The organism is Candidatus Pantoea gossypiicola (assembly GCF_008632075.1).
Taxonomy (GTDB): domain Bacteria; phylum Pseudomonadota; class Gammaproteobacteria; order Enterobacterales; family Enterobacteriaceae; genus Pantoea; species Pantoea gossypiicola.
Map to the genome: position 1 here is coordinate 1 of NZ_VWVM01000005.1, position 19285 is coordinate 19285.

At 52.8% G+C, this 19285-nt stretch carries 19 protein-coding genes, 1 tRNA gene and 4 pseudogenes; 10 read left to right on the forward strand and 14 right to left on the reverse strand.

What is annotated here, in order from left to right; all coding sequences use genetic code 11:
* Both F3I20_RS07780 and F3I20_RS07785 read right to left on the reverse strand, forming a co-directional pair.
* A pseudogene (locus F3I20_RS07780) lies at window positions 1-112 on the reverse strand (IS200/IS605 family transposase); the annotation flags it as partial.
* Between the two features lie 162 nt (window positions 113-274).
* A tRNA-Asn gene (locus F3I20_RS07785) sits at window positions 275-350 on the reverse strand.
* Between the two features lie 333 nt (window positions 351-683).
* Between F3I20_RS07785 and F3I20_RS07790 the strand changes: the two genes are divergently transcribed.
* A complete protein-coding gene (locus F3I20_RS07790) occupies window positions 684-1805 on the forward strand; it encodes a Gfo/Idh/MocA family protein (RefSeq protein WP_150037524.1) in 1122 nt (373 codons plus the stop codon).
* A 94-nt stretch (window positions 1806-1899) separates the two neighbouring features.
* Here F3I20_RS07790 and F3I20_RS07795 read toward each other — a convergent pair whose 3' ends face one another.
* The 3 genes from F3I20_RS07795 to F3I20_RS07805 form a co-directional block, all read right to left on the reverse strand.
* Window positions 1900-2730: a glycosyltransferase family 8 protein gene (locus tag F3I20_RS07795; protein WP_150037523.1), complete on the reverse strand. Its 831-nt coding sequence runs from the start codon at window positions 2728-2730 to the stop codon at window positions 1900-1902.
* 12 nt (window positions 2731-2742) lie between these two features.
* Window positions 2743-4125: a D-arabinono-1,4-lactone oxidase gene (locus F3I20_RS07800; protein WP_150037522.1), complete on the reverse strand. Its 1383-nt coding sequence runs from the start codon at window positions 4123-4125 to the stop codon at window positions 2743-2745.
* Window positions 4126-4208: 83 nt separating this feature from the next.
* Window positions 4209-4841 carry a TetR/AcrR family transcriptional regulator gene (locus F3I20_RS07805; RefSeq protein ID WP_150037521.1) on the reverse strand — a complete coding sequence of 211 codons (633 nt, stop codon included), beginning with the start codon at window positions 4839-4841 and terminating at the stop codon, window positions 4209-4211.
* 139 nt (window positions 4842-4980) lie between these two features.
* Between F3I20_RS07805 and F3I20_RS07810 the strand changes: the two genes are divergently transcribed.
* On the forward strand, window positions 4981-5520 hold the full coding sequence (locus F3I20_RS07810) for a DUF2058 domain-containing protein (RefSeq protein ID WP_135908196.1): 540 nt from the start codon (window positions 4981-4983) through the stop codon (window positions 5518-5520).
* Window positions 5521-5536: 16 nt separating this feature from the next.
* On the opposite strand, the gene F3I20_RS07815 is transcribed toward F3I20_RS07810, so the two are convergent.
* Both F3I20_RS07815 and F3I20_RS24320 read right to left on the reverse strand, forming a co-directional pair.
* Window positions 5537-6235 (reverse strand): RluA family pseudouridine synthase, encoded by a 699-nt coding sequence (locus F3I20_RS07815; protein WP_150037520.1) that lies wholly within the window; start codon window positions 6233-6235, stop codon window positions 5537-5539.
* Window positions 6236-6307: 72 nt separating this feature from the next.
* Window positions 6308-6442 carry a hypothetical protein gene (locus F3I20_RS24320; protein WP_255471544.1) on the reverse strand — a complete coding sequence of 45 codons (135 nt, stop codon included), beginning with the start codon at window positions 6440-6442 and terminating at the stop codon, window positions 6308-6310.
* 198 nt (window positions 6443-6640) lie between these two features.
* Between F3I20_RS24320 and F3I20_RS07820 the strand changes: the two genes are divergently transcribed.
* Window positions 6641-6901, forward strand: coding sequence for a hypothetical protein (locus tag F3I20_RS07820; RefSeq protein WP_150013739.1), 261 nt, complete (start codon window positions 6641-6643; stop codon window positions 6899-6901).
* Between the two features lie 345 nt (window positions 6902-7246).
* Here F3I20_RS07820 and F3I20_RS07825 read toward each other — a convergent pair whose 3' ends face one another.
* The gene (locus F3I20_RS07825; RefSeq protein WP_150013741.1) at window positions 7247-9169 is read right to left on the reverse strand and encodes a methyl-accepting chemotaxis protein; all 1923 of its coding nucleotides are present in this window, start codon (window positions 9167-9169) and stop codon (window positions 7247-7249) included.
* 789 nt (window positions 9170-9958) lie between these two features.
* Between F3I20_RS07825 and F3I20_RS07830 the strand changes: the two genes are divergently transcribed.
* The 5 genes and pseudogenes from F3I20_RS07830 (at window position 9959) to F3I20_RS07850 (ending at window position 13208) form a co-directional block, all read left to right on the forward strand.
* Window positions 9959-10240 (forward strand): hypothetical protein, encoded by a 282-nt coding sequence (locus F3I20_RS07830; protein WP_150013743.1) that lies wholly within the window; start codon window positions 9959-9961, stop codon window positions 10238-10240.
* A gap of 95 nt (window positions 10241-10335) precedes the next feature.
* On the forward strand, window positions 10336-10737 hold the full coding sequence (locus F3I20_RS07835; RefSeq protein ID WP_150037519.1) for a cell envelope integrity TolA C-terminal domain-containing protein: 402 nt from the start codon (window positions 10336-10338) through the stop codon (window positions 10735-10737).
* Window positions 10738-10996: 259 nt separating this feature from the next.
* Complete coding sequence (locus tag F3I20_RS07840; RefSeq protein ID WP_150013747.1) at window positions 10997-11350, forward strand: type II toxin-antitoxin system RelE/ParE family toxin; 354 nt, start codon at window positions 10997-10999, stop codon at window positions 11348-11350.
* Window positions 11351-11354: 4 nt separating this feature from the next.
* Window positions 11355-11657 carry a transcriptional regulator ProR gene (gene proR / locus F3I20_RS07845; RefSeq protein ID WP_150013749.1) on the forward strand — a complete coding sequence of 101 codons (303 nt, stop codon included), beginning with the start codon at window positions 11355-11357 and terminating at the stop codon, window positions 11655-11657.
* Between the two features lie 436 nt (window positions 11658-12093).
* Window positions 12094-13208 (forward strand): annotated as a pseudogene (locus F3I20_RS07850) (IS30 family transposase).
* A gap of 120 nt (window positions 13209-13328) precedes the next feature.
* Here the strand turns inward: F3I20_RS07850 and F3I20_RS07855 are convergent.
* The 5 genes and pseudogenes from F3I20_RS07855 to F3I20_RS07875 form a co-directional block, all read right to left on the reverse strand.
* Window positions 13329-14380 (reverse strand): annotated as a pseudogene (locus F3I20_RS07855) (IS3 family transposase).
* Between the two features lie 161 nt (window positions 14381-14541).
* Window positions 14542-14673, reverse strand: a complete 132-nt coding sequence (locus F3I20_RS24325) for a hypothetical protein (RefSeq protein WP_255467567.1) — start codon at window positions 14671-14673, stop codon at window positions 14542-14544.
* 9 nt (window positions 14674-14682) lie between these two features.
* The gene (locus F3I20_RS07865; RefSeq protein WP_047062999.1) at window positions 14683-16026 is read right to left on the reverse strand and encodes an enolase C-terminal domain-like protein; all 1344 of its coding nucleotides are present in this window, start codon (window positions 16024-16026) and stop codon (window positions 14683-14685) included.
* Window positions 16004-17356 carry an MFS transporter gene (locus F3I20_RS07870; RefSeq protein ID WP_150037518.1) on the reverse strand — a complete coding sequence of 451 codons (1353 nt, stop codon included), beginning with the start codon at window positions 17354-17356 and terminating at the stop codon, window positions 16004-16006. Before F3I20_RS07870 ends, F3I20_RS07865 begins: the two co-directional genes overlap by 23 nt.
* Window positions 17357-17576: 220 nt before the next feature.
* Window positions 17577-17892 (reverse strand): annotated as a pseudogene (locus F3I20_RS07875) (IS110 family transposase); the annotation flags it as partial.
* A 338-nt stretch (window positions 17893-18230) separates the two neighbouring features.
* Between F3I20_RS07875 and F3I20_RS23885 the strand changes: the two are divergent.
* The gene (locus F3I20_RS23885) at window positions 18231-18377 is read left to right on the forward strand and encodes a hypothetical protein (RefSeq protein WP_154400831.1); all 147 of its coding nucleotides are present in this window, start codon (window positions 18231-18233) and stop codon (window positions 18375-18377) included.
* 156 nt (window positions 18378-18533) lie between these two features.
* On the opposite strand, the gene F3I20_RS23890 is transcribed toward F3I20_RS23885, so the two are convergent.
* Entirely contained in the window at window positions 18534-18782 is a 249-nt protein-coding gene (locus F3I20_RS23890) for a helix-turn-helix domain-containing protein (RefSeq protein ID WP_072057116.1), read from the reverse strand.
* Between F3I20_RS23890 and F3I20_RS24585 the strand changes: the two genes are divergently transcribed.
* Window positions 18759-19061: a recombinase family protein gene (locus F3I20_RS24585; protein WP_072057117.1), complete on the forward strand. Its 303-nt coding sequence runs from the start codon at window positions 18759-18761 to the stop codon at window positions 19059-19061. The genes F3I20_RS23890 and F3I20_RS24585 overlap by 24 nt on opposite strands.
* Window positions 19062-19285: the final 224 nt, after the last annotated feature.

Sequence of the window (19285 nt, forward strand, 5' to 3'; positions counted from 1 at the left end):
AAACCTCTTTACCAACATTTCCTTTTAATATCCTGAAGCGACACTTTGGCGTCCAGACTATATGGTATTGACAATGCCACAGCACGTGGGAAGCTTTTTGAAACCTGCTCATGTTGAATTTCCTTATTAGTTGTGGGGACAACAGATGAGGAGTTTGACATGGGCAGGTCTTTACAGGCAGAGCCAGAACCGAGGCGATAACCACGTCCATAGGACGTGGTTTTAAGTTGGCAATAAAAAGCCCGCTCAGTTTCCTGAGCAGGCTTCTCGAATTTGGCTCCTCTGACTGGACTCGAACCAGTGACATACGGATTAACAGTCCGCCGTTCTACCGACTGAACTACAGAGGAATCGTTTGAACGGGGCGCATAGTAACGGCCACGCCGGATCATGTCAAAGCTCTTTTTCACAAATCTGCGCGACTGCTGAAATAGTCACCACAATAGCGATTCGGACCATGAATGAATGGGCATCTTAGCGGCTTCCTGCGCTAAAAAGAGGCTCGTCAGACTGAGGTGTTTATGAGGTGTTCTGACGCGGCAAAGCCCTTGTCAGACCGCACTACGCATGATTTAACCGGATAGTTTTTTACGGGCGTCACAAAGTCTCCATTCTGACTTTGTCAGCAGCAAATATGAAACGTAGATTCCATTTCAATCCTGAACTGAATATCCGGAGTTGAAATGAACAAAGTCAGAATCGGTATGATCGGCAGTGGTTATATCGGGCGCTGCCACGCGATAGCCTATGCCCAGGCCCCCACTGTATTCGCGCTGAAAGGCGAAATCGTTCGGGAGATGCTGGCCGAAGTGAACCCTGAGCTGGCGGCGCGCCAGGCGGCGACCTTTGGCTTTGCGCGCTCCACCGGCGACTGGCGCGCGCTGGTCAGCGATCCGGCGATTGATGTGGTAGATATCTGCGCACCCAACTTCCTGCATAAAGAAATGGCGCTGGAGGCGATACGCCACGGCAAGCACGTCTATTCAGAAAAGCCGCTGTCATTAAGCGTGGCGGATGCGCAGGAGATGGTGGCAGCTGCTGAGGCGGCAGGGGTGAAAACCCTGGTCGGCTTCAACTACATGAAAAACCCGACCAGTCAGCTGGCAAAAGAGATCATTACTGGTGGTGAGATTGGTGACGTGGTGCATTTCTACGGCACCCATAACGAGGATTACCTCGCCAGACCGGAAACGCCGCTCGACTGGCACTGCCAGAAAGCGCTGGCAGGGCTGGGTGCGCTGGGCGACCTGGCGGCGCATATCGTCAACATGGCTCACTATCTGGTCGGTGATATTGCCGAAGTCAGCGGCGACATGATGACGGTGATCACCTCAAGGCCTGATCCAAAAGCACCTGCGCGGCAGTTACCGGTGGAAAACGAAGATCAGGCCAGCGCGCTGCTGCGGTTCCGTAATGGTGCTCACGGCGTGATTGAAACCTCACGCATTGCCTGTGGCGCAAAAATGGGCCTGACCTATGTTGTCACCGGCACCAAAGGCACGCTGCGTTACACCCAGGAGCGCATGGCGGAACTGGAGCTTTATCTGCATGACGAGCCTGCCGGGCGTCAGGGATTTAAAACGATCCTGACCGGACCGGCCCATCCTGACTACGCGAACTTCTGTGTCTCTGCCGGGCACGGCATCGGGTTTAACGATCAGAAAACGGTGGAGATCCGCGACCTGATTAACGGTATCGCAGCAGGGGATCGCATGTGGCCAGATTTTGCTGAAGGATTGCAGGTGCAGAAGGTGCTGGACGCGATTGCACACTCTGCTGAGCAGCGCCGCTGGGTTGAGGTGTAAGGCAGAATCTGAGGAAGAGAGGATCTGGTGAAGTGGCAGGCTATGGGCTTGAGTGAACAGGCGGGAAGGGCGGGAGTGTCCCGCCCGTATCCGGTCAGATCAGACCGCTTTTTTCCCACCACTGCTTATCCAGCGCATAGAAGCGATCGCGCTCACTTTCAGGTTGGCTGAGATCGCGCTTCCACGGCTTGGCCAGAATATAGTGCAGATTCTTCACCTCATCACCCTGCCACAGACCGCTGTGCTGGAACGGCAGCGTTTTTAACGCGTTGTAGATATAAGAGAGCGGCTTCCAGCGGTCGGCAAAAATTTCATTCAGCAGATCCTGCTCCGAGAAAGGATAAGCGCTGAGGTCATCAATGGCGGCAATACGCTTTTCCATCGCCTCAAACACCGCATTATCGGGCTTCAGCACCAGAAAACCGCCGTTCAGGTAGCAGTCGACGCTCTCCGGAGCCTGCTCACCGCGTGCCTGCCAGGTGTAGTGGCACTGCTCTGGCTGCCATTCCGGCGGATAGGAGGCGATCTGGTTGGGATTACAGCGGCAGGCGTGACAGGCCGCCAGCGGATTATCGCCCAGGTCCAGGGTAAACAGCTCATCCATGTTCTGTAGCACCAGCATATCGGCATCGAGAAACACGACGCGATCATAATCGGTAAGCTGCCAGGCACGCAGCTTGGTCCAGACCTCGCCGAACTGCGCCGAGGCGTAATGCTGAGCCAGATCGGCGCGCGGATAGAGGGGGTTGACCGGTTTAATCACACAGCCCTCATCCTGCAAAATCTGACAGTCAGCGTCAGAAATGGCCGGCGTAGTCATCACCACCAGCGGCCACTGGCTGTGGCTCTCCTGCAGCGAACGGTGCAGCGCTTTGACGCCCACCAGATAATCGGGTTGTGTTAACAGTGTTACCCAGGCAAACATAGCTTTCCTCAATCAGTCAAAAAGTGGCGTGATGTAGTCGTTCCCCAACCGTCCCTGCGGGTCGAGCTGGTGACGCAGGGCGCGGAACGCGTCCCACTGCGGATAGATATCACGCCAGGTGTAGCGTTCTTCGTCGTAATACTTGCCCCAGTGCGGGCGTCCGCCCTCTTCGGCCAGCAGTTTTTCCACTTCGGTCAGGAAGTGCAGACCCTCCTGTGACAGCGAGCCATCGTCGGCGTAATAGACCACGAAGCCGAAGAAACAGGTTGGCTGGTCAGCGGCCGGACTGAGCCAGGCTGACGACGCGCCGGTGCAGCGCAGGATAATCGGGTAATGCATATGCGGACGATTCTCCGCATACCACTGCTTAATCCGGCGGATGATGGCCGGGGTTTTTGCCAGCGGCACGCCGATTTCCACATTAATTTGTGGCACAGCAATGCCGCGGCAAAAGAGCTGATAGATGTCGCCGGTAACATCAGTGAAGTCGCGAAAGCGGGTGACGGTACGAAACTGCTTGCCGCCTTTGCCCTGAATCTGCGTGTCGCGGTGCATGTGCGCCAGCGTCTGGTCGATGGTGTCATTGAGACTGCCGTCAGCTTCACCCTCATGTTCCACCACCTGACGCCCCTGCGCTTCGTAACGCTGACGCTCTTCGTCGCTCGCTTCATGGGCGTTCCAGACGTGCATCAGGTTGTCATCAACAAACCACCAGGCTTTGCTCAGCGGATAGTCGTTGTTCCAGCGCAGCAGATCCTCTTCCAGCATATCGGCAGAGACAGCATTTTTGTGGCAGGTGAAGATTTTAAACGGCTGAGTGCGCAGGGTGACGGCAGTGACAATGCCCAGCGCACCTAAAGAGACCTGCGCCGCCGGAAAGTCAGCGTCGCCGCGGACAAACTCACGCACGCTGCCGTCGGCCAGCACCATGCGTATCGCCAGCGCTTCATCGGCAATCGAACTCTGCTGTAAGCCCTGACCGTGCGTGCCGGTCGCCATTGCGCCTGCCAGCGTCTGAATCGCAATCACGCCTGGCGATGAAGCCAGCATCCGGTTCATGTCGGTCAGGCTGCGATAAACCTGCTCAAGCGGGGTTGCGCCACCAAAGGTCACGCTCTGCTCATCACTGGCTATCAGACCGCGCAGGGCGCTGAGATCCAGTAACAGATCGTCTTCAGCGACATGCAGCATCCGGCCTGGCGACAGCTTGCTGCCGATCACCCGGATCTTACTGCGTGATTCGCGGATCAGTTTCTGCAATTCCGCTTCGCTGGCGGGACGCTTAACCTGCTGACGGCTGCCGATTTGCGCATTCTGCGCCCAGTTCCACAGCGCATCATCATCGGGTTCAATATGGGTCTGGCGAAGCGGATAGAGGCGTGCGTCTTTGCTCACAACAGCATTCCTTTTATGGCGGTTTCATGACAAATGTTTACTAAGCGTAGACCATGGGTAAGCGAAGCCCGGGTTGCGGGCATTTATTTGCGGATATAGCGTAACGTTGCGGTAACAGCGAGCTGACGATTGCGGCGGATACTCTCGGCTTCACTGTTGTCAGGACTGAACAGGGCATTGAAGGTATAGCGGTTTGAGACGTGATGAACGCAGATACTGCTGATCAGGCGATGAACATCGATGGTCTGCACATCGCCAGTAAATATCCCCTGTTGCTGACCGCGCGCCAGAATGTCATCCAGCAAATCCAGCGCGCTGCGGTTCAGCGCTTTAATCTGCGGCGACTGGGTGATGTAGCGACCGCGCAGCAGGTTCTCACTGCAGACCAGCCGGATAAAATCGGGATGCTCGACGTGATAGTCAAAACTGGCTTCTACCAGTCGGGTCATGGCCAGTTCCGGCTCCATCGATGCCAGGTTCAGGCCGGTTTCATGCTGACGTATCTGCTGATAAACCTGCTCAAGCACGGCGATATAAAGCTGCTCTTTACTGCCGAAGTGATAGACCACCATGCGTTTCGTGGTCTGCGCATGCTCAGCAATCTGCTCCAGCCTGGCACCCTGCATACCAAATTCAGCGAAGGTTTTCAGTGCGCCTGCGATAATGCGTTTTTTCAGCCCTTCAGGGTCATTTTTACGTTTTTTTAGTTCTGACATGGTGCTCAATAAGGTGATTTTGACCGGGGAATGTTAGCACACTGTTGAGGCGTAACCCGCAATCGCCGCGTCAGCCTGGCACAGCCCGAAAGATTACAGGTATAATCCCGGACATAATTTCACAGGTTCAGAGACGACAATGACAAAACTCACCTTGCAAGAGCAGATGCTGAAAGCGGGCTTAGTATCCAGTAAAAAAATGGATAAGGTTCAGCGCACCGCGAAGAAATCCAGGGTTCAGGCGCGCGAAGCCAGAGCAGCGGTAGAGGACAACAAAAAAGCGCAGCTTGAGCGGGATAAGCAGCTGAACGAGCAGCAGAAACTGGCTGTGCTGTCGAAAGAGTATAAAGCGCAGGTTAAACAGCTGATCGAAATGAATAAAATCGACGTGGCGAGAGGCGATATCAGTTTTAACTTTACCGACAACAACCTGATTAAAAAAATCATGGTGGATAAGCTGACGCAGACTCAGCTGATCAATGGCCGTCTTGCCATTGCCCGCCTGACTGCTGACAAAAGTGGTGAGAGCCAGTACGCCATCATCCCGGCCAGCGTGGCGGATAAAATTGCCCAGCGTGATGCCAGTGCCATCGTTTTAAACAGCGCGCTGAGCGAAGAAGCACAGGACGAAGACGATCCTTATGCAGACTTCAAAGTGCCGGATGATCTGATGTGGTAATCGCGTGCTGATGCCATCAGAAGGGACTGGCGGCAGAGAGGTGCAGTGTCTCGCCACTGACAGGATGCAAAAACGTTAGCCCGCTGGCGTGCAGCATCAGCCTCTCTGCCTGCTCAGCGCCTGACAGCGCCAGCCCGCCGTAAAGATCACAGCCCAGAATCGGGTGACCCAGTTGCTGACAGTGAATGCGCAACTGATGGGTGCGTCCGGTTTCTGGTGTCAGCTCAACCCGCGTAACCGGCAATTCCTTTCCCTCTTTTCCCCGGTAATAACTGCGTTCAGTAACCTGATAACGTGAGCGCGCGGGCTTGCCCTGGATCGCGCAAATCACCATGCGCGGAAACTGTGCCGGATCTTTGGCTATCGCAGCGTCAATCACACCGTCGTCATCGGCAAGGTGCCCGCACAGCAGTGCCTGATAGGTTTTGCGCACCGTACGCTGACTAAACTGCTGGCACAGCGCGGCGTTGATCGCTTTGGTTCGTGCCACCACCATCAGCCCGGAGGTGCCAAAATCGAGCCGATGAACCAGCGTGCAGCCTGGAAAACGTTTTACCAGCCGATAATGTACTGAATCGAGGTTTTGCGGATTCTTACCTGACAGGCTCAGCAGCCCGCTGGGTTTGTTTATCACCAGCAGATGATCGTCCTGAAACAGGAGAGCGATCTCATCAAAACAGGGCGGGGCAATAAACGTATCGATAATGGCAGACATCGGGCAACCGGCAGCAGAATGGCAGGGGATCATAACCGATAGCCGGTCTGCTGACGACGCCGGACTTCACCCTTATTCTTCCGCAACCGTTTTGCCACTTTGTGTGTAAAGCGACTGGCTGGCCTGATGCATGCCGAATCCACCATGGGCAGCAAAAACTGAGAAAACCGTTGCGGCTAACACCGTGAGAAGAACAGAGAGTTTCATCGTTGCATCCGTTGCTGATAAGACCAGCCAGTCTGGCAGGATAGGCGGCAGAGACAAACAGCGCTCTCCGGAAAAAACATTAAGTGTATTCGATCAGCAGGTTGCGAGATTCTTAGTGATTTATTCGGGCAGGTCTCGCTTTAACGACTACAGTCTCTGGTGAGGTTGTCATCAATTCGTACTAATGGAGGATTTTCTGTGTTAATTCAAAACGACGAGAAAGGCCACGTCATTATTGGCGAAGCGGCACTAAGCCTTGCCCTGGGTGAGAAAGAAATCAGTATCGCATCACTCTTTACTCAGCTGGGTTTTATGGCGAAATCTGAAAGCAACGCCGATCGGCTGACGCAAATCTCTGAAGCCAGAAACTGGTTAAGCAGTTTTAAGTCACCGTCGCTTGCCCAACAGCAGGTGCCCTACCTGCGGACCCTTGCAGGCCTGAACGAAGAGCTGAACTAGCAATAACTGAACTGACGCCAGTGGACGTAGTCCGGCTCCGGCCGGAAAACGACGAAGCGGACGACCTCATCGGTTGCGCGAAAGCGTTTACCGGCCGGAGAAACTGTCATGGACGACACGTCTCCTGCCACCGCAATTCGATATTCATCTTCAAAAAAGCCTTTTCTGAAGCCATAAACCTGCCGGACCCGAAACAATAATCAGACCCGGGCGAAAACGCTCCCGTGCTGGCTTTTTCTGTGATTAATCTGATGCCGTGTCTGTGGCGAATTCATACTTCAGCCAGCCTCATCAGATCAGGCTGGCTGTATCAGCATGACGCTTACATCAAAGCAGCGCTGTGTATCAGAAGCTTTCCCAGCTGGATTCTGCTGATGCTCTAACAGGCATCGCGGGCACTAAACGTGGTGCGAGGGCAGGTGCAGCCCGGCTGTTGCTGTTTTGCCCGGCTGATAAACGGAACACCGCCACCGTTTTTTCCAGATCGTCTGCCTGCGCTTCCAGGGAACTGGCTGCGGCAGAAGACTCTTCAACCAGCGCGGCGTTCTGCTGCGTGGTGGTATCCATTTCAGCCATTGCTGTCGCAATCTGGGAAATACCGCGATTCTGCTCGTCGGATGCGGCAGCAATCTCACCCATGATGTCTTTGACCTGACTGACCGAGCGGACGATGTCATCCATGGTGCTTCCGGCGCGTTCCACAAACTCAGAACCATCATGAACCCGGTCAAGTGACTCGCGGATCAGCGTTTCAATCTCTTTGGCAGCCAGCGAGCTGCGCTGGGCCAGATTTCTGACTTCACCAGCAACTACCGCGAATCCGCGACCCTGTTCACCGGCGCGAGCCGCTTCTACTGCGGCATTCAACGCCAGGATATTGGTCTGGAAAGAGATGCTGTTGATAACGTGAATGATTTCACCGATTTTGCCTGAACTCTGGCTGATGTTGTTCATAGTGACGATAACGTCACGGATAATCTCACCACCGCGTCCGGCATTCACCGACGCATCGGTTGCCAGCTGGCTTGCATGGTGAGCATTTTCCGCATTCTGTTTCACCGTAGATGACAGCTCTTCCATGCTGGCAGCCGTCTGAACCACTGCCGCAGACTGCTGTTCGGTGCGGGAGGAAAGATCGGTATTACCTGCTGCAATCTCCGCCGAGGCACGCGCCACGCTGCTGACGCCATCGCGCACATTGGTAATGATATTCTGCAGACTGAGATTCATCGCATCGACGGCCTGCATCAACTGGCCCAGCTCATCACCCCGGGTGGTGTTCAGTGAGGTCGTTAAATCACCACTGGCAATACGCTGCGCTGCATTCAGGGTCTCTTTCAATGGCAACGTAATGTTGCGGGTAATCCGCCAGGCAATCAACAGGCTCAGGAGGACACAAATCAGCGCAGCAAAGGCGATGCGCCACTCTGCCTGTTTGATAAATTCAGCAGACAGTCTGGACTGGAAGGCAAAAGTCTCAGAAACGGCCGCATTGAGCCGCTCTGCTGCTGTGGTCAGGCCCGCAGATTCGCTCTTTTCTTTCTCTGAAGCATCAACATAACGCGTCAAAGCCTGACGCTGCTGTGTAAGGGTAGTGATGACATTTTGCGTGACGGCATTGATCGCTGGCTGATTAAAACTGTCCAGTTGCTCACTCAGCGTGTTGATGGCGGTGTACTCATCAATAACCGCATCTCTGCTGGCCGCTGTTGGCTTATCAATAAACGCTTGTTCAATATTTGCAGCATCAAACAGTGCGGCGGCCAGTTTCATAACCGGCAGCGCTGCGTCGGGTGTCATAGCCATATCAAGTAATTCAGACTGATGAGCAAGATCGATTAGCGCGCCCGGTTTAATGTCAGCAAAGGCGGAAGATGTCACCTCCGCAGATGCCACGAACTTCTGGCGCTGATTCTGATAATCATTAAGTAACTGCCCCAACAGCGTAATTTTCTGCTGGCCTTCATCATCCCACTTAAATCCACTCAGTCGTTGATAAAGGGTATCCAGCTCCTTAAGTGCCTGAACGTTCTTCGCGGCAAATTCAGGATTTTTGGTGTACTGGTAAAGCGTGCGATTAAGACGTGCCTTGCTTAACGTATTCACCATTTCCACGGTGGTCGTGCGGCGTGCAGAGTTGTCTTTAATACTGCGGAAACAGTCAAAAGCGATAAAGGTTATGGCGAGAGACGCCGCGATGACGACGATAAAACCGACGCCAAGTTTTTTTCCGATTTTAATACTGGAGATGCGTTGAGCCAGGCCCATGAGGTTCACCTTTGTTGAGGTTCAAAAGCAGACAAAAGAAATTCAAATAATTTATTCCTGATCTTTTTATCGTCAGCTTCTGATAATCCTTTAAGGGTCTTTATCATTAATTCAGTACTCTTATTAATTAGAAACCCATTGTTTTGCGATGTAATTATCTGCCTGCTAATTGATGGGAATTTTGGTTAAGATTATGATTAGTATAATTAATTAAGGGGGTAGGTTTTCTTGTAAGGGTTCTTTTACTACCTGAATAATTATTTATTGATCTTGATCAATTTAATGATTGTTGAAAATCAGGCTGAAAGGATTCCAGCGATTTTAAAACATCCTTATCAATAAACTGGCGCTTTCAGGGGGCTGCGGCCGTTAACGCACCGCTGCGGAAACTATTATTATTTCGCCAGCGCCTTCAGACCTGCTCGATGTGTTTGCCCCACACTATCTTATTTGCCGGTTAAAAAGCGGGGAAACCTCTTCATTGCCCTATTCCGGCTAAAGAGTCCCGGTTTTAGCATTTGTGATCGCCGTCGCGGGCTGTTTCGTGAGGAGTATGAGTTTGCCACGCTGCGGGAGAATCTGGGGCTGGACGTGATTTAACAGCCGGGCTTACTCTCATCGCGGAGAATGTTGTCGCCCGTACCGCACGGAGCCTGCCAGAAGATGACGTGCGGTTAATTTAACCACCACGAAATTTGCATCGCGCCATACTCTTTACTAAAACCGTTTTGCAAATCACTGCCTGCCCGATATAACAGACATTCACTCTACTGAATGCGAACTCACTGAATGTCAGACTACAGATTCTATTCCAGGGGCAAACACACCCTTGCATTGAAAAGATTAGACGTAAACCGGGCTTTAGATCTGACAGAGCAGGGATATAAAAAACAGTTCGAAGAAGTTCGTGCATCAGATGAAACAGAGGCGCAGGCACGCTTCGCGGATATTCGCAGGAACCAGCGTATCGACCAGCACAACTTTCTGGCGGGCGCGGCGACCATGCCGCTGATTGGCGTGCTGACAGCGGTAGCCACCTTTCTCTTCTGGCGAAAAAGAGCAGGAAAGTAGGGCGCTCCTGATGCAGAGGGTCACTATAGCTGTTCTGATCACCCGTTTCACCAGGGCTCAGATTCCGTCGCCTCTTCACTTAAAAGTATTTATCTATGAAAACGGTCATCGCTATTTTCTGCTGCATTCTGTCAGCTGGTTGTGCGCCTCTTACACCACATGAATGTATTAAAAAAAGCGCACTTGATAGTTGTAGTTATAAACGTTCAGGAAAAGTCAGCGACAAAGATATCTATGGCCAGCAGGCATCGGGTATTAAAAAATCTCTGGATGCCGCGCTGTCAGCACCGCACGCCTGGAACGGGAAACGCTGTAATGTGCATCTGGATTTTAAAAAGGATGGCACCCTGGAGAACTTTATTATTAAAAGGGGCGATAAACATTACTGCCAGGCATTAGCCGAGGCAGCAAAACGCGCCAGATTCCCGGCGTTTACCGATCAGCAAGGTTTTGACGTAATGGGATCGGCGCGCTGGAATATGGAAAGGCAACCCTGACACGCATTAAACCGTTAATTCTGAACGCCCGCCCGGTTAAGCCCGAGCGGGCTCCTTTATTTGCAGGCACATTCCTCATCCCGCAACAAATCCGTTACCGCTCGCAAATCATTGCAAATTTTATGCACAGAACACAGACAGAATAGAACCCCTCTCTGCTATTTGATTAAAGTCCGCTGCCTTCCACATGCCGTTACATCACACTCGGTTATCTCTTTACACCTATATAGCATCTGGCCTATATTAATAAGGATATTCTGTGTGGATGATTAAAACGACAGAGCGGTTTGATCGCTGGATTACGCTACTCAATGACAGCGATCGCGCCTGCGTGCTGGCTGCATTGATGGTGTTGCGGGAAAAGGGGCCGGGATTAGGGCGACCCTATGCGGATACGCTCAAAGACTCTGCACATGTGAATATGAAAGAGTTACGTATCCAGAGCCGCGGCGACCCAATAAGGGCTTTCTTTGCTTTTGACCCGAACCGCACGGCAATTGTGCTGTGTGCCGGTAATAAGGCGGGCAATGAAAAGCGATTTTATCGGGAGATGCTTCCGGTTGCCGATCGGGAATTAACACACTGGCTAAAAAGCTTTAACCATAAGGAGTAACGTGATGGGCAGAACGCTGGAACAGCTTATTGCGGATGAAAAACCGGAAGTCGTTGCCGACGCACGGGCCATGGCGACCGAAATTCTGCTCAACATTCACCTTGCCGAGCTGCGTGAGAAAGTACAGAAAACGCAGGTGGAAATGGCGCAGGCGCTGGGCATCACACAGCCGACCGTGGCGGGCATGGAGAAGCCGGGGCGTGACCTGAAGCTTTCCACGCTCAAACGCTACGTCGATGCGGCAGGGGGAAAACTGCAGCTGGTAGTGGAGCTGCCGGATGGTTCCCACTACGGATTCGTGGTGTAAGCCTCAGGCGGGAAAACCATGCCGCCGTGATTAAATACATAAATGCAAAAAGCCCGCTCAGGTTTCCCTGAGCGGGCTTTTCTAATTCTGGCTCCTCTGACTGGGATCACCTTTGCCAGTAACTGGCTAATAAGGAAGCTAAACTTGAATCTTCATCCTGTCAAGACCACCAAAATGACCACCATTAGTTGTGGGTTAAATAAATCTGTTTATAGGCATTCAATGTTCCCTAATTGTGGCGCTGGGAAGCCTACTTGTGCGGTCGTACCTGCTATAAAAATAGTACTGACTGAGGCCAATAAGACTTGTTAGCAAAAAGCGGTTTGTTCGCTTTTTGCTGTGAGTTCAACGGGTCGATGCAACGCTATCCTTAATCAAGGGGGACGTTGCCATGAAACGAAGAACGCGGATTTACTAAACGTCGGAACAGAAAGCGATTATCCAAGACAGATACAAACAAGGTGATTCCGTGCATGATATCGCCAGAATGTTCGACAGATATCATTCTTCTATTATGCCCACTATCCACCAGACTGGTGGATACCGTCCCCCTGTCGGAAAGCGGCACCCGTTAGCGCTTTCACTTGATGAAAGAGAGGAAATATCCAGAGCGCTTGTAGCAAAAATCAGCATCAGAGCGATCGCAAACAAACTATCGAGAGCTCCCTCAACGATTAGCCGCGAGATTAAGAGGCACGGTGGTGCAAAACAATATCGTGCATCAAAAGCGGATGCTGCTGCGTGGGAAAATGCTCTGAGACCAAAACCTTGCAAGCTAATTGAAAGACCTACACTTTGTAAAATCATCGCAGAGAAGATGCATCAGGACTGGTCGCCGGAACAAATCGCCGGTTGGCTGAAACGCTGTTATCCGGATAATCAGGAAATGCATGTGTTACATGAAACGATATATAAAACGCTTTTCATACAAACTCGGGGGGCATTAAAAAAAGAACTGCAGCAATGCCTCCGAAGCGGAAGAGCCGTGCGTAGATCCAGAACGTCATCGCTTAAAGGGAAAGGATTAGGATCAATCTCGAATGCGGTACAGATAAGCGAGAGGCCACCTGAAGCCGCAGACAGAGCCATACCGGGTCACTGGGAAGGTGACCTGATCCAGGGCTCGAAAAACTCCTGTATCGTCACCCTCGTAGAACGCCATTCCCGCTTTGTTATGTTGGCCAAAATCAGGGACAACAAGACCATAACCGTTATATCTGCACTCATCAGGCAAGCCCGGGGATTACCTGTTGAGCTTTATAAAACATTAACCTGGGATCGAGGAGCTGAAATGACCAGCCACACCCGATTTACTGTAGCTACAGACATCCAGATTTACTTCTGTGATCCTCAATCTCCCTGGCAGGTGGCTCAAATGAAAATACGAATAGGTTGCTCAGACAATATTTTCCAAAGAGAACTGACTTATCGATTCACAGCCAGCAGAGACTAAACAGCGTTGCCAGACAGCTCAACGAAAGACCGAGAAAAACGCTAGACTATGAATCACCCGCAGAACGGTTCAATCAGTGTGTTGCATCCATCAGTTGAACTCACAGCTCATAGAGGATTTGACCTGCCCCCGGTATTAGATACAACCGTCAGTCCATAATGTCGGTTTGTTGAACCGCTCCCCGTATGTGATCCATTCATAATCAGGAATAACTGGCTTCATTCTGGCTGCATATTCTGGCAACCGGCAGATTTTACGGCAAATTCGGAGGGGGTCATCCAGCCCAGCGCAGAATGGGGACGACTTTGGTTATAGTGTATGCGCCAGGCTTCGATTTTGCACCGCGCATCCTCCAGGGACATGAACCAGCTCTCGTTCAGACATTCCTGTCGCAGCCTGCCGTTGAAGGACTCTACCGTCGCATTGTCCGTCGGCGTTCTGGGGCGTGAGAAGTCGATACGGATACCCCGTTCATACACCCAGCTGTCCAGCATTTTCCCCGCAAATTCAGAGCCGTTGTCGGTTTTCAGCATCTGAGGTAACGGACGCCTGAGCTCTATGCTGTTCAGCATTTCCGCCACTTCTGTTGAACGCAGATTCTGCACCACGCAGATCCCCAGGCATTCGCGGGTGTACAGGTCTATAACCGTCAGCAGGCGTAGTCGCCTTCCGTCAAACAACGCATCAGAGACAAAATCCATGCCCCAGACGTGATTCGGATACAGCCCCTGAGGCTGCGGCTGTCGCCGCTGTGCGGATTTATTACGGCGTGGACGCTTGGGGCGCAGCGACAGGCCCTGTTCACTGTACAGGCGGCAAATGCGTTTGTGGTTATCACGCCAGCTTTCCCGCCTGAGCATCACGTGTACCCTGCGGTAGCCATGGTGAACCCTGGTTTAGGTAATCTCCCTGATGCGCAGGCGCAGCGCACTGTCGTCTGCCGCAACGGAATGGTACCGGAACGAGCTGCGGCTGAGCCATAGCGCAAAACAGATTTGTCTTTCGCTGGCACCGTATCGGGCCTGTAAATCCCTGATCCATTCGCGCAGGCGTGCCAGCGTCAGTTCTTTTTTGCCAGCACGTCCTGCAGCATAGCCTTGTCGAGGCTGAGATCGGCCACCAGTTTCTTCAGACGCAGGTTTTCCTCTTCCAGCTGGCGCATGTGCTTTAGTTCTGAGGGTGAAATGCCACCGTATTTCTTACACCAGGTGTAAAACGTGGCGTCGGAGATGCCCAGCTTGCGGCAGACGTCCGGTACGGACATCCCCAGCTCGGCCTGCTACAGGGCAAAGACAATCTGCTCTTCGGTAAATCGTGACTTTTTCATCGGCACCACCTCCGTTCAGGGGAGTGTTTATCATGCCGGAATTCTGTTTCTGAATGGAGCAGGATTTTGGGTCAGTGTCACCCCAGCAGTTGCAGCGCGTCGGTTTACTCGTTCAGCGCGTAGCGTGCGATGGTGCCATCACTGGCTTCTAATATGTAGACAAAAGTTTGCGCCAGCAGTGGCGCGCTGGCGGCAATCGATGCCATGAGCGCCACCGCACGTAATATTCTCTTCATTTCGCTTCCTTAGCGAACCATTGACGGACGTTTGGCATCATAGCGCCAGTTATCAATTAAAAATTGCATCCCCAGCGCATCGTTTCGGTTCTTATCCGGCAGCGCGTTGTAAAGCGCATGCGCCTCCTCGACGCGTTCCATATTCAATTCGATGCCAAAACCCGGGCCTGGCGGTAATTCCAGATAGCCATCGCGGATCTGCGGCGGTTGATGCGTCAGTTGCTGGCCATCCTGCCAAATCCAGTGAGTATCAAAGGCGGTCTGACGATCGCCAGGCGCCGCTGCGCCCAGGTGCGCCACCATTGCCAGTGAGATATCAAAATGATTATTGGAGTGGCAGCCGGTGGTCAGCCCCCATTCGTTGCACAATTGCGCTATCACGTTGGCATTGCGCATCGTCCAGAAGTGCGGATCGGCAAGCGGAATGTCGATGGCGTTAAGTTGCAGCGCATGATGTAATTGGCGCCAGTCGTTAGCAATCATATTGGTCGCGACCGCCACGCCCGTGGCGCGACGGAATTCGGCAAGCGTTTCCCGCCCTGAATACCCTTGCTCAGCACCACAGGGATCTTCCAGATAGGGCACCTTTCCTGCCAACTGTTTACCAAAGCGAATCGCCTCATCCAGCGACCAGCTGGCATTGGGGTCGACAGTGACGCGCGCGCCGGGAAACCGCGCCAGTAGCGCTTCAACCGTTTCCACTTCCGCTTCGCCTGCCAGCACGCCGCCTTTTAGCTTGAAGTCACGAAAGCCGTACTGCTCCACTGCCGCTTCCGCCAGCCGTTGAACGCCAGCGCTGTCCATTGCCGCCTCATGACGCAGACGGAACCAGCCATCCGCCGCGTTATCGCCCGAGCGGTACTGCATTGTGGTGCGCTTGCGATCGGCGATATAGAACAGATAACCCAGCACCGGAATACGCTCACGCTGTTTGCCGCTGGCAAGCAGATCGGCGACCGGCAGGTTAAACAGCTTGCCTTGCAGGTCTAGTAGCGCGGCCTCAATCGCCGCCGCAGCGTTATAAAACTTCTCCGGATTCATCTGCGGAATGTGGATGTCGTTGGTGTGTGAAGTGTGCTTCTGACGCGCCTCACTGTTGAAAAGCTGGCTCAGCGTGGCATTCAGGCGCAGCAGCGAGCTGCCTACAATCAGCGGGCGAAACTGCTCCAGCAACTGCAACGTCGAGGCATGACAGGGCGTTTCGCCCACCCCGGTATGCCCGGCAGAATCGGTGAGGATCACGATAATGCGCGTGAAGAAGCAGTTATGGGCACCGCCGATATTCAAAAGCATGCTGTCATAACCAGCAACTGGGACGATGCGCATGGTATTAATGACTGGACTGTCTGACATGAAGTCTCTCCTTGTGACCTAAAGCGGGGGGAACAGGTTTGGTGCGCAGCAACAGCCACAGGCCGGTCACCACGGACACGCTGGTCAGCGCGTAGAGGCCGCCGGTGGTGCTGCCGGTGTGCATCTCCAGATAGCCAAACACCGTGGGTGCGAAGAATCCGCCAAGGTTGCCGACAGAGTTGATCATCGCAATGCCCGGTGCCGCTATCGAGACGGGCAGTTCGCTTTGCGGCATCGGCCAGAAGAACGCGGCACTGAATTTGGAACCGATGCAAGCCACAATCATCGCCACAAAGCCAAACCACGGCGTGCCAAGCGTGGCCATAAAGGTGCCGCATGCGGCGATCAGCATGGCGATGCCCAGCCCTTTCTCCAGCTTATCGCGATAACGGTCGGTGGCTTTGCCCAGCAGAAACAGCGCAACAATGGCGAAGAGCCACGGGATGGCGGTCAGCAGTCCGGATTCGAAACTGTTGAACCCCTGAATACGCTGGATAATTTGCGGCAACCAGAACACCAGCGTGTAACCGGTCATGGTCATGGTGAAGAAGATCAGGCAGTAGAATATAAGGCTGCGATCGGTGATCAATCCCCAGCGTCCCTGTGTGACGGCACGCTCGTCACGCGTCGCGTCTTCAATTGCCAGTTGCTGCGCGAGCGCCTGTTTTTCCGCGTCGCTGAGCCATTTCGCCCCTTCTGGCTTCGATACCAGTACAAACGCCGCCAGCAGGCCGATCACTATCGATCCGCCGCCTTCCAGAAACATGACCCATTTCCAACCCGCAAGTCCGCCGACATCGTGCATCATCAGGATTGCGCCGGTGAGCGGGCCAGAGAATAGAAACGCGCTTGCGGTTGCACTCAATACCATTGCGGTTGCGCGGCCTCGCCAGGCATTGGGCACCCACTGACGAAAATAGAACAGCACGCCAGGGAAGAAGCCCGCCTCCGCCACGCCAAGCAGGAAACGCAGCATATAAAAATGCATTGGCGTGCTGACGAAACCGGTAAGTACCACCACCGTTCCCCAGGTGATCATAATGCGCGTGAGCCACACCCTTGCGCCGAACTTCTTCAGCATCATATTGCTGGGCACTTCAAACAACGCATAGCCGATAAAGAACAGTCCTGCGCCTAAGCCGAAGGCCGCCGCGCTGATTCCGGCATCGGTTTGCAGCTGGGCTTTGACGAAGCCAATGTTGGCGCGATCAATCTGGTTAATAATAAGCATCAGCGCCAGCATCGGGATAATGCGGCGGAAGAATTTGCCAATCGCAGAAGCGATATGCGCCTCATGATCGGCTGATAATTCATGGCGTTGTTGTGTCATGCGTCACCTTCAGTGAGAGAAAAACACCGCTATAGTTATACGCAGCAGGGTTGGTGAGTAGTTATGTATTTTTGCCCTGGAAGGGTTAGGCAAATGCCATACAGTTATAAAATTTCATAAGGTTATGTAAATTCACGTCGAAGAGTTTCGTGCGGGTTTGTGCGCTGGCTCACTCAGGAGGTGATGTCCGCTTCACGCGCTGAGACATTCGACAAGCTTTTTATGGCTTCAGTAAGGGCGAGTTTCGCGCTTGGAGAGCCAGCAAATACTTTGCTTCGTCGTAACAGGTTCTGTTTTTCCAGCAGCTATAAATTATCCGGATCTATTTGAACGCCAGAGCTCGGATAGCGGATTGATGCGATTTTCCTTTTTCTCGCTGGCCCAGTACGATGAGTTAACCGTCTTCGCAGTCCATTCCACGAATGTCTGTCGGACGAACTTCGCACACTGCCAACGCCAGCGTAGTTTTGAATTTCTTCGGCGCTGTTGAAGCGGTCGCGGTTATCATCCAGTGCGGCAAGCATGCGCGGTCCCATAACTGAACAGTTGGCAACACAAAGCCTCGGAGCTTGGGAGTACAAAGAGAATGTCAACAGGTTGTGCAGGCAGTGTAATGTAATGCCAAAACAGGTCAGACCGTGGTTCACCAAACCTGATAAGACTTCCGAACGTTGAGTTCGCTGAGGTAATTGTGAGATGTGGGCCAGCGGATTTCATTAAGGCCCGCGGCAGAACAATTGCTGCATTAAGGCCGGCAATCGTCCTGTCCGTCATCAAGTACAATGCCTGGCAAACAACGGGAGGCGAGTCTTAAAGCTACGTTTAAGCCTAGTCAAAGTGAAATCATGGGGACTGTTCTTACTGAGCCAGAGCGATGCTAACTGAAGAACGCGCTAAACTGATACTGGCGCTGAGCGTATCGCTGCAGGCTTTATCAACAACTCCAGACGAAGGTGATTATAAAGGTAACGATGTCTTTGACAACGTGCGCGCGTTGGTTGATGCAGCAGGATTCAGATGAGTAACGGATGCAGCCGCTCTGTCAGTCGGCATAAGGCGCGCGGTTAATATATGCACGTCACAAAGCTCTGTTCAGGCTTTATAAGGCTGTATGTAAATTCTCGTTAATCAGGGAATATACTTATGTTTACCGGATATGCACCGTACTGCCGTGCTCTCAGTTAAACCGACTGGGCGTTTTACCGAAGCTCTGACGGAATACGTCAATATAGGCGCTGACGTTACTATAACCGCTCAGCGATGCGATTTCACTGACTGGCAATCCCTCTGACACCCAGCGCAGTGAAGCCACCACCTTTGCCTGCTGGTGCCAATGACTGAAACTCAGCCCGGTCTGCTGACTGAATAGACAGTTGATGCTTCTGATGCTGAGCCCCGCTTCATGGGCAGGCTGTTGCTGATCCATTATGCAGGCCGGCTGGCTCAGCAGCTTGTCTGCAACGCTGCGCGCCCTGCGTTCTGTTGGCAGCTTCAGCGCCAGCGGCAATTCCCGACAACGGAGTGTTTCATAGCCCAGCAGCGTCAGAAGGGGGTTCGTGTATTCCTCAGGGAAGCCAGTGACAAGCTTGTTTTTGGAATCTTTGCCGCACAGGCGGAGTTTGAGCGAGAATTGATTGCCGAGCGAACAACAGCAGGTCAGGCCTCAGAAGGGACCCGAGGGAAGAAGGGGCGGCCTAAAAAATGACGCCAATAAAATCGCTACCGGCAATGGCATTAATAGGACGGCCAGAAACGAAAGTCAGTACATTATGCCACGAACTCAGGGGGTGAAAGTACGCTTAGTTTTCTTGCTCATTAAGTCATTTGTTTTGTGTTGAATGAGAATATAACCTTTAATCAGGTGGCCAAATTTTCTATGCCACTACAATCAGAGCTTCATTGAGGAATTCAGGTGTGTGTAATTTACGG